At 44.8% G+C, this 8,962-nt stretch carries 10 protein-coding genes; 4 read left to right on the top strand and 6 right to left on the bottom strand.

Annotated elements, in window-relative coordinates:
* Positions 1-183: 183 nt before the first annotated feature.
* A complete protein-coding gene (locus KIH43_RS01795; protein WP_297717091.1) occupies positions 184-1,167 on the top strand; it encodes a tripartite tricarboxylate transporter substrate binding protein in 984 nt (327 codons plus the stop codon).
* A gap of 47 nt (positions 1,168-1,214) precedes the next feature.
* On the top strand, positions 1,215-2,804 hold the full coding sequence (locus tag KIH43_RS01790; RefSeq protein WP_297717088.1) for a rhodanese homology domain-containing protein: 1,590 nt from the start codon (positions 1,215-1,217) through the stop codon (positions 2,802-2,804).
* Positions 2,805-2,810: 6 nt separating this feature from the next.
* On the opposite strand, the gene KIH43_RS01785 is transcribed toward KIH43_RS01790, so the two are convergent.
* Positions 2,811-3,611 carry a fumarylacetoacetate hydrolase family protein gene (locus KIH43_RS01785; protein WP_297717085.1) on the bottom strand — a complete coding sequence of 267 codons (801 nt, stop codon included), beginning with the start codon at positions 3,609-3,611 and terminating at the stop codon, positions 2,811-2,813.
* 412 nt (positions 3,612-4,023) lie between these two features.
* On the opposite strand from KIH43_RS01785, the gene KIH43_RS01780 reads away from it, so the two are divergent.
* Complete coding sequence (locus KIH43_RS01780) at positions 4,024-4,242, top strand: TIGR02450 family Trp-rich protein (RefSeq protein WP_297717081.1); 219 nt, start codon at positions 4,024-4,026, stop codon at positions 4,240-4,242.
* 50 nt (positions 4,243-4,292) lie between these two features.
* Here the strand turns inward: KIH43_RS01780 and KIH43_RS01775 are convergent, their stop codons facing one another.
* Positions 4,293-4,811 (bottom strand): phasin family protein, encoded by a 519-nt coding sequence (locus KIH43_RS01775; RefSeq protein WP_296967762.1) that lies wholly within the window; start codon positions 4,809-4,811, stop codon positions 4,293-4,295.
* A 105-nt stretch (positions 4,812-4,916) separates the two neighbouring features.
* Here KIH43_RS01775 and KIH43_RS01770 point away from each other — a divergent pair, with 105 nt between their 5' ends.
* Positions 4,917-5,306, top strand: a complete 390-nt coding sequence (locus KIH43_RS01770) for a group II truncated hemoglobin (RefSeq protein WP_296967759.1) — start codon at positions 4,917-4,919, stop codon at positions 5,304-5,306.
* Here KIH43_RS01770 and KIH43_RS01765 read toward each other — a convergent pair.
* The 4 genes from KIH43_RS01765 to KIH43_RS01750 all read right to left on the bottom strand — a co-directional run.
* Positions 5,303-6,280 (bottom strand): tripartite tricarboxylate transporter substrate binding protein, encoded by a 978-nt coding sequence (locus KIH43_RS01765; RefSeq protein WP_297717078.1) that lies wholly within the window; start codon positions 6,278-6,280, stop codon positions 5,303-5,305. The two genes, KIH43_RS01770 and KIH43_RS01765, sit on opposite strands and share 4 nt — an antisense overlap.
* 95 nt (positions 6,281-6,375) lie before the next feature.
* Entirely contained in the window at positions 6,376-7,593 is a 1,218-nt protein-coding gene (locus KIH43_RS01760) for an aminoacetone oxidase family FAD-binding enzyme (RefSeq protein ID WP_297717075.1), read from the bottom strand.
* A 9-nt stretch (positions 7,594-7,602) separates the two neighbouring features.
* Positions 7,603-8,106 carry a hypothetical protein gene (locus KIH43_RS01755; RefSeq protein WP_296967754.1) on the bottom strand — a complete coding sequence of 168 codons (504 nt, stop codon included), beginning with the start codon at positions 8,104-8,106 and terminating at the stop codon, positions 7,603-7,605.
* 52 nt (positions 8,107-8,158) lie between these two features.
* On the bottom strand, positions 8,159-8,962 hold an 804-nt coding region (locus tag KIH43_RS01750; RefSeq protein ID WP_297717072.1), incomplete at its 5' end, for an LOG family protein.

Genomic DNA, 8,962 nt, shown 5'->3' with positions numbered 1-8,962 from the left:
TAACAATGTATCGTGTTGTGACATTTCGTCTCCCATTAATCAAATAAACATTCATAACAACAGCCGAATCAGTATATCCCTATAAAAACCACCAGAAATAGCCCTTTTTATCAGGGATAACTCTTATAAACGCCCAATCGGCCAAAATGTTTTAAATTCAAAAAAACCACTGGGAGACGCCAAATGCGTAGAAATATCCTTGTTTTAGGCATTGCAGCTATGATTTCGCTCTTTTCGATGCCCTCTGTTGCTCAAAACACTTCTTGGCCATCGCCAAACAAACCTATTACTTTTATCAATCCCTTCCCACCGGGTGGCGCTGTGGATGCTTTCGGACGCCCCTTAGCCAAACAACTGTCAGTACAACTGAATGACTCAATTGTGGTGGATAACCGAGGTGGTGCTGGTGGCACTGTCGGCGCTGCTGCAGCAGCAAAAATGCCACCAGATGGCTATACCTGGTTACTTGGTGCCGTACATCACTCGATTGCTCCGAGCATGTACACCAATCTGAGTTATGACATCACAAAAGATTTTGAGCCGATCGCTATTATTGGCAGCGTTCCCCATGTCATTGTGGTGAACCCCAATAAATTTTCCAAGAACGATTTGAAATCGATCATGGAAGAAATTCGTAAAAATCCAGGGAAGTTCAACTATGCATCTACTGGCAACGGTACCTCGCAACACTTAACGGGCGAGTTATTCAAAATTCAAAATAAATTATTTATTACCCATATTCCTTATCGCGGCACCGGCCCTGCTCTACAAGACCTCGTTGCCGGCCAGGTAGATATGATGTTTGATACCCTTGCGGGAGCAGCTCCTTTTATTAAAAGTGGTCAGCTAATAGCTGTGGCCGTTGCAAGCAATCAACGCAGCCCTGCATTTCCTAATGTGCCTACCGCCCAAGAGCTTGGCATCAAGGATTTTGTTGTTTCTAGTTGGTATGCGATGTGGGCGATTAAAGGCACACCTAAAGATATCGTCGACAAGATGAGCGCAGAGGTTCAGATCGCTTTAGCCTCCCCTGAAATCAAAGAGCGATGGGCTGGTATGGGAGCGACCGTACCCAAAATGAGTCGCGCTGAATTAACCAATTACATCAATCAAGAAGTGGTGCGCTGGAGTGAAGTCGTTAAGAAATCTGGCGCTAAATTAGATTAGTCAAGATAGAAAATCTTTTCTTATCCACTCAATACTACAAAGACAAAATGAGTATTTCATTTAAAAACTATGCATTTGTTCGCAATAAGCTTTTAAACAGGGAAGAGATTGCGCTTTTAGATGTTCGCGAAGAAGACCCGCACGCTCGGGAGCACCCTTTATTTGCTGCCAATCTACCCCTCTCGCGCATTGAGGTCGATGCCTATGGCAAGCTACCAAAAAAGGATACCCCAATTGTGACTTTGGATGATGGCGAAGGCTATGCCAAACTAGCTGCACAACGCTTGCTAGCAATGGGGTTTACTGATGTTTCCATTTTTGAAGGTGGCGTGCAAGGTTGGAAAATGGCGGGCGGCGAAGTATTCAAAGATGTCAATGTGCCCAGCAAAGCGTTTGGAGAGCTCGTTGAATCAAAACGCCATACTCCCTCTCTATCGGCCCAGGAAGTAAAAAAACTGATTGATGATCAAGAGGATGTCGTCGTAGTTGATGTTCGCCGCTTTGATGAATACAACACGATGAGTATTCCCACAGGTATTAGCGTCCCAGGTGCTGAGCTCGTATTGCGTCTACCTGAACTTGCGCCGAACCCAAATACCAAAGTAATTGTCAATTGCGCTGGTAGAACACGTAGCATTATTGGCACTCAATCCTTAATTAATGCTGGCATTCCCAATGAAGTGAATGCCCTACGAAACGGCACCATTGGCTGGACTCTTGCTGGCCAAGAATTAGATAAAGGCCAGACTCGAAAATTTAAAGCTGTTAGTCAAGCCACTACTAGTGAAGCAGCCGAGCGTGCTCGTAGCGTTGCTGATCGCGCTGGTGTTAAACGCGCCTCATTAGCAGATGTCAACAAATGGAAATCTCAAAGTGAACGCACGACATATTTCTTTGACACGCGCACACCAGAAGAATATGAAGCAGGCCATCTTCCAGGATTTCGTTCTGTACCTGGCGGTCAACTCGTTCAGGAAACAGAAATGGTTGCCCCGGTGCGCGGCGCTCGAATCGTATTAGTTGATCCTAGTGGAGGTGGCGTACGAGCTAATATGCCCGCCTCCTGGTTAGCGCAAATGGCTTGGGAGATATATGTTCTGGATGACATTACTACGGACCAGTTAACCGAGCGCGGTGCGTGGAAAGCGCCACTTCCCCAACTACCAACGATTCCATCTGTAGATGCCAAAACCTTATCTCACTGGCTTAGAACAGATAGCAATACGCTCGTGGTCGATTTCAGCACACACGCTAACTATGTAAAAGGTCACATCCCTGGTAGCTGGTACGCCCTGCGCTCACAACTATCTGAAGCACTCTTGAAATTGCCAACAGTAGATCGCTACGTTCTCACTAGTTCGCCGGCAGAATTAGCCATATTTGTTGCGCAAGAATTTCAGGAGCTCACTCAAGCAGAGGTGCTGATTCTTGAGGGTGGAAATACAGCGTGGAGTAGCGCTGGTTTAGATCTAGAAAAAGGTGCCGCGCATTTAGCCTCCCCACCGTTAGATCGCTACAAACGCCCCTATGAAGGAACAAACATTGATCCCGCTGCGATGCAAGCCTACTTAGACTGGGAGTTTGGCTTGGTGGAGCAATTAGGCAAGGATGGAACCCATCATTTCTGGGTTCTTTAATCACCCCTAAACAATTTTGACGACGAGGTCCGGCAAACGATCGATCGTGCACCGGATCACGTCACCCCTCACTACGGGACCTACGTTCTCCGGTGTTCCTGAGTAAATAATATCCCCCGGAAATAGTTCGTTGGCCTCGGAAAGTTTAGAAATTTGTTCGGCAACAGACCAAATCATTTGATTGAGGTCTGCACTTTGCTTAGTCACGCCATTCACTGATAAGGCAATTTTTCCACTTCGGAAATGTCCAATTTGAGACACAGGAAAAATGGGGCCTATGGGCGCTGAGTGATCAAACGATTTTCCAATCTCCCAAGGCTTTTTTTGATCGCCCATAAAACGCTGTAAATCGCGTCTCGTCATATCTAAGCCCAAAGCATAACCAAAGACATGCTCGAGGGCTTTTTCTACTGGAATATTTTTGCCTCCCTTTCCTAAGGCTGCGACTAATTCCACTTCGTAATGGTAGTTTTTCGTCAGTGTTGGATAAGGATGATCAACTATCTTATTGGGCGCAACAAACTGAATAGCATCAGTCGGTTTTTGAAAGAAAAATGGTGGCTCACGAGTAGGGTCTGATCCCATTTCTCTAGCATGCGCTGCATAATTTCTACCAATACAGTAAATTCGCCTTACAGGAAATTCTTCAACGCTACCTGCAATGGGGATATAGGTCTGATCAACCACAAAAGGGGTTTTAATCTGAGTTCCGTGAGCCTGACTGGTAGCAGGCACCGCTGAAATCGCTGCCGCCCCAAGACTTAACTTCAGTGCATGCCGGCGATTGATATTCTGATTGGCGCTCATGATGTCTCCGTTTTTATTGAATTCATGAAACTAAATATTAATACACTACACCAAGATGAAGGGAAACGGGATTTCACGGTAAGCTACCCTCATGAAAACAATTCCCAAATGGGTCATAGGACCCTCCGTATGCGCGTGCATCCTCCTATTAGGCTGCGAACGTGATTCTTACACAACCTGGAACTGCAGCTCTCCTGCTGAAAACAAAATGTCGATGGTTTTGCGCAAAGCACAAATGGAATTGAAAGATGTCAAATTAGACTATTGCGGAAGCTTAGGTCATCAAAGCTTTTTTGATCAAAAATGCTCCACTGAAAACACACAAACTCGGGCAGTTTTTTCGCCCTCTAGTGGATTACTTACCTATGATGGTCGTGAATATCAATGTACCGCTCTATAGGAGCATTGAGTAATGAATGTTAATCCCAAAAAATTACTGCTGAGCAAATGGACTGCAGTCAATCCTGTGGCTAAACAAAAACACTTTCTAGTGAGCAAGATCATTACCCCTGAAATGCCCGATCAACCGATTGAGTTTGTAGAGATAGAGGCGATTTATAGCAAGAAAACAAGGCGAATAGCCTGGCGAGAGCTCACCGATACTGATGTTTGGATTCAGGGGTGGAAATAAAAACGCCTCAGCATGGTGAGGCGTTTTTGGGATAACAAATCTAGACTACTTTATTTTTTCGATCCCGATGACTTCTTCACCATCTCGTCGATATTCTTTTCTGCAGTCTCGGCCACCTCATTCACAATACGTCGGCCCTCTTTAAACATCTTTTGACCGGCTTGAGACATCTCATTTACCACCTTTGACAATTTCTCAGCCTGCATAGGCACTTTGCTTTCAGCATCTTCAAGCCAATTGACTAGCGAACTACGCACCTTCTCAAGATGCTTCTCAGTTTCATCGGCAGCGCCCTCACCTAATTCCTTGAGTACAGCCTTTACTTTCTTTTGATAAGCGGCAGCACGCTTAGCTGCTTCTTTAGCCGCTTCTTCTTGCAAACTTTTGAGCTTTTGAAGATCGTTTTTGGCAGCTGATTTAGCGCTATCTAAGGCATTTTTCATGCCCCATTCAATCTCTGCCATATGGTTATCGCTGAGTTTTTTTGCAGCTTCTAATAAAGTATGCGAGTAATCAAAAAGCTCCTTTGCTTTTTCACGCTGCCATTTTTGCAAATCTTTTGCATCCATTTTTAAGCTCCTGAAATAAGGGGTTAAGCAACACTCTAATATCCACTGTATACCGAAATTGGCGCTGCGCCAATTCCTACAAATTTAAAGCATTAAAATGACAATATGACACATAGAAAGAGCGTTTTTGAGTCCATTGGCGGGATCGATAAAATCAATGAATTAGTCGATCGGTTCTATGACCTCATGTCCTTGGAGCCCCAATTTTCCGAACTGCGGGCAATGCACCACGCGGACTTGAGCACCTCCCGAGAAAAGCTCAAACTCTTTCTAATAGGCTGGATGGGCGGCCCTGACGTGTACTCCCCCAAGTATGGGCATCCGATGCTACGCGCACGTCATCTACCGTTCAAAATTGGCATTAACGAACGCGATCAATGGTTGGCATGTATGTATCGCGCATTAGAAGAATGTGGGATTGAAGGCAATATCGCCAAGCAATTGGAAGAGTCTTTCTTTAACACTGCCAATTGGATGAGAAATCAGCCCAATTAATCAAGCTTTGCACCCGCCTGTTTTACTGCTTTAGCCCAGCGAGGCATCTCCGCAGCCAAATATTTAGTAAATTGATCGGCATTGAGATAAGCGGGATCAGCCCCTTGCTCAATCATGCGCTTTTGGATTTCCGGAGACTCTAACGTTTCTTTGAACGCCCCACTCAATTTATTAGTGACCTCTGGTGGCGTCCCTTTTGGCGCCAGAATTCCATAAAAACCCACTACTTCCAAATTGGCAATCCCTGTCTCTATGACAGTTGGAGTGTTGGGGAGCGCAGGGTTTCGTTTAGCGCTAGTAACAGCCAGCGCTTTCACCTTACCCTGTTTTGCATAATTTGCTGCCTGGGGAACAGATTCAGCCATAAATTGCACATGACCAGCGATTAAGTCTGTAAATGCTGGGGCACTGCCTTTGAAAGGAATGTGCACCATGAAAATTCCAGTTTCGCTCTTGAGCATTTCGGGCACTAAGTGCGAGATACCGCCATTTCCAGCAGAACCGTAATTCAATTTTCCAGGATTCGCTTTTGCGTATGCCACAAACTCTTTTAATGTATTAGCGCTCACATCTTTGTTAACTATTAAAGCGAGTGGTTGCTGTGCCGTCCTAGCAATAGGCTGAAAATCTTTTAATGTGTCATAGGGCGACTTTGTATAAATTGCTGGATTAATGACCATGGTTCCCGTATTTGCCAGAAGCAAGGTATATCCATCAGGCGGAGATTGCATTACTGACTGTGCACCAACTGCGCCACCCGCACCAGCCTTGTAATCAATGATCACGGGTTGACCCAATACCGCCTGCAACTTATCGCTTAACAAACGCATGTGAGCATCAAGCGGACCTCCAGCAGGAAATCCAATAATAATTTTGACTGGCTTTTCAGGAAATGCGGCCCAAGCTGAACTCAAAGACCCTCCTAAGACCAAAGCGATGAGAAATGAGCCGACAATACGGAGAAATTTCAACATGATAGAAGCCTTAAAAAATGAATTCTGTATCGCTAAAGAGCGCTATTAATAGTCTTTATACAACAACCAAATGAGATACGCTTTTAATTGGTGTTTTATAAAGCATGTGCGCATGCATGGCCACTGGCCCAGGCCCATTGAAAATTATGCCCTCCTAGATGACCAGTCACATCTACGCATTCGCCAATAAAGTACAAACCTGCATGTTGACGAGACATCATCGATTGGCTGTCCAGCTCTTTGGTGTCCACCCCTCCCAACATGACTTCAGCCTTCTTCCAACCCAGCGTCCCAGCAGGCTTCACTGCCCAATGAGTCACCAACTCCTGTAGAGCATGGCGATCTTTTTTAGAAACTTCTGCCCATTTACGTCCCAATAATCCGCTCTGCTCTGCAAAAGCTTTTGCCAATCGCTGAGGCAAAGCAATTGCCAATAAATTTTCAGTCAATTTGAGACGATGCTCTTCATTAGTAAAAATACTTTCACATTGAGTGTCTCCCGATCCTCTTTCATTACCCAACCAATTAATATGAATAGACTCTCCCTCACTCCAATAACTACTTGCTTGAAGCACGGCAGGACCCGAAAGCCCTTTGTGAGTGAGTAGGAGGTCCTCATAAAAACAGCAGGCACCATATCGATGACCTTTTAATCCCGCAGCAATTTTCACCGGTACCGAAAGTCCAGCTAAGTCGCTCAGATCGCCAAATGTATCGGAGGTAAATGAAAGCGGCACTAATGCAGGCCGAGGATCATTTACGCGAATATCAAACTGCTTTGCAATATCCAAAGCGTATGCCGTAGCTCCTATAGCGGGGACAGGTAATCCACCTGTTGCCATCACCACCGCCTTGCTTTGTTCTGTGCCCGCACTTGTTCCAACCACCCAATATTCGCCACTTTTGGCGATAGACTCCACTGCCACTGGATGACGAATTTCCACCTGGCCTTTGGCACACTCTGCAAATAACAACTCAATGATTTGCTTTGCCGAATCATCACAAAATAACTGTCCCTGATGCTTCTCGTGAAATCCAATACGATACGAACGGACCAGCTTAATGAACTCTGCCGAAGGATATCTGGCGAGCGCACTTTTTACAAAATGGGGATTAAGCGAGAGAAAATTCGCTGGAGCGCTATACAAGTTAGTGAAGTTACAGCGTCCACCACCGCTAATACGGATTTTTTCACCCAATACTGGCGCATGATCCAAAACTAGGATTTTCTTGCCTAATTGACCTGCTATGCCAGCGCAAAATAAGCCAGCGGCACCGCCACCAATGATGATGGCATCCCAGACTTTGCTCATAAGTGATGCTTATTCAAATCGGTCGATCACTTCAGAGGCAATATTGAGCTTTTTCATATGAAGCTTGGTATATGCCTGACGAAAGTTTTTAGTCATTGAAATCATCACCGATGCAGTCCAAGCAAATGCAAACATCCCAGAAAAGGCAATAATGACCGCCAACATTTTCCAGCCATCAGGAAGAATGTCCTCCATAAAGCCCATGGCAGTGTAGGTGCTTCCGCCAAACAAAATGCTTTGACCCAGTGCAGGAATTAACTTCAAAGCATAAAGTACTACGCCCCAAATAAGTATCTCTGCAATATGAACTAAGAACAAACAAAATACGCTGACATAAAAACATACTGCTACTGCTGAGTATTGTTTCTCTGCCAAATACAGGAAAGTTTTTACTTCATAACGCTTAGCGATCTGCAGCAATAACGCCCCATGAAAAATCATTACTATGAGTAACATCACGCCACCCAATAGATAACCGGGTAGATCGAGATTGGTAGATAAGCTAGTTTGCATAGGATGATTTAATGAGACTATTTGAAACGATTTTACTTTGACATCTAACGTTTTATGCTAGCTGGTAAAAATCTTGAATAACCTGCCAAGCTTCTTGCGCTGTCTCTACAAAATGAATTTCTTTCATATCCTCTTGATCAATTACCCCAAAGTGAAGCATTTGTTGAAAATTCACCATTTCATTCCAAAACACCTTGCCTACCAAAATCACCGGGATGTTGACTACTTTTTTAGTTTGTATCAATGTCAGGACTTCAAATAACTCATCAAAGGAACCAAATCCCCCTGGGTAAGCCACAATGGCTCTTGCGCGCAACATAAAATGCATTTTGCGCAAAGCAAAATAGTGAAAACGAAAACTAAGGCCAGGACTAATGTAGGGATTAGGGTGCTGCTCTCGTGGCAGGCTAATATTAAATCCGATGGTTTCATCACCAGCCTCAAATGCACCACGGTTTGCCGCCTCCATAATTCCCGGGCCTCCACCAGTGCAGATATGTAATTTATTGGCACTCTGATGTTGGGTAGCATTGTATTTGGCAACCAAAGCCCCAAATTCTCTAGCCGATTCATAGTAATGACTATGAAGCAATGCCGTATTAGCAGCCTCAATCTCGCCTGGGGTTTTCGCTTCTCTCAGCATCGATGCTGCTTTCTCACGACTAACAAAGCGCGTGGAGCCAAACACTGTAATCGTATGCTCAATACCCCGCTCTTTTAAGAGAATCTCTGGTTTGAGCAACTCAAGCTCAAAGCGTATACCAATCGTTTCTCTACGAGCCAAGAAGGCTTCATCATCAAAAGCAAACTTATAAGAATCAACAGATTCCTTTTCTGAAATCTGATCCTTATGCAG

The sequence above is a fragment of the Polynucleobacter sp. genome, assembly GCF_018500155.2.
Lineage (GTDB): Bacteria > Pseudomonadota > Gammaproteobacteria > Burkholderiales > Burkholderiaceae > Polynucleobacter.
This window is presented reverse-complemented; position numbering and strand designations above follow the sequence as displayed.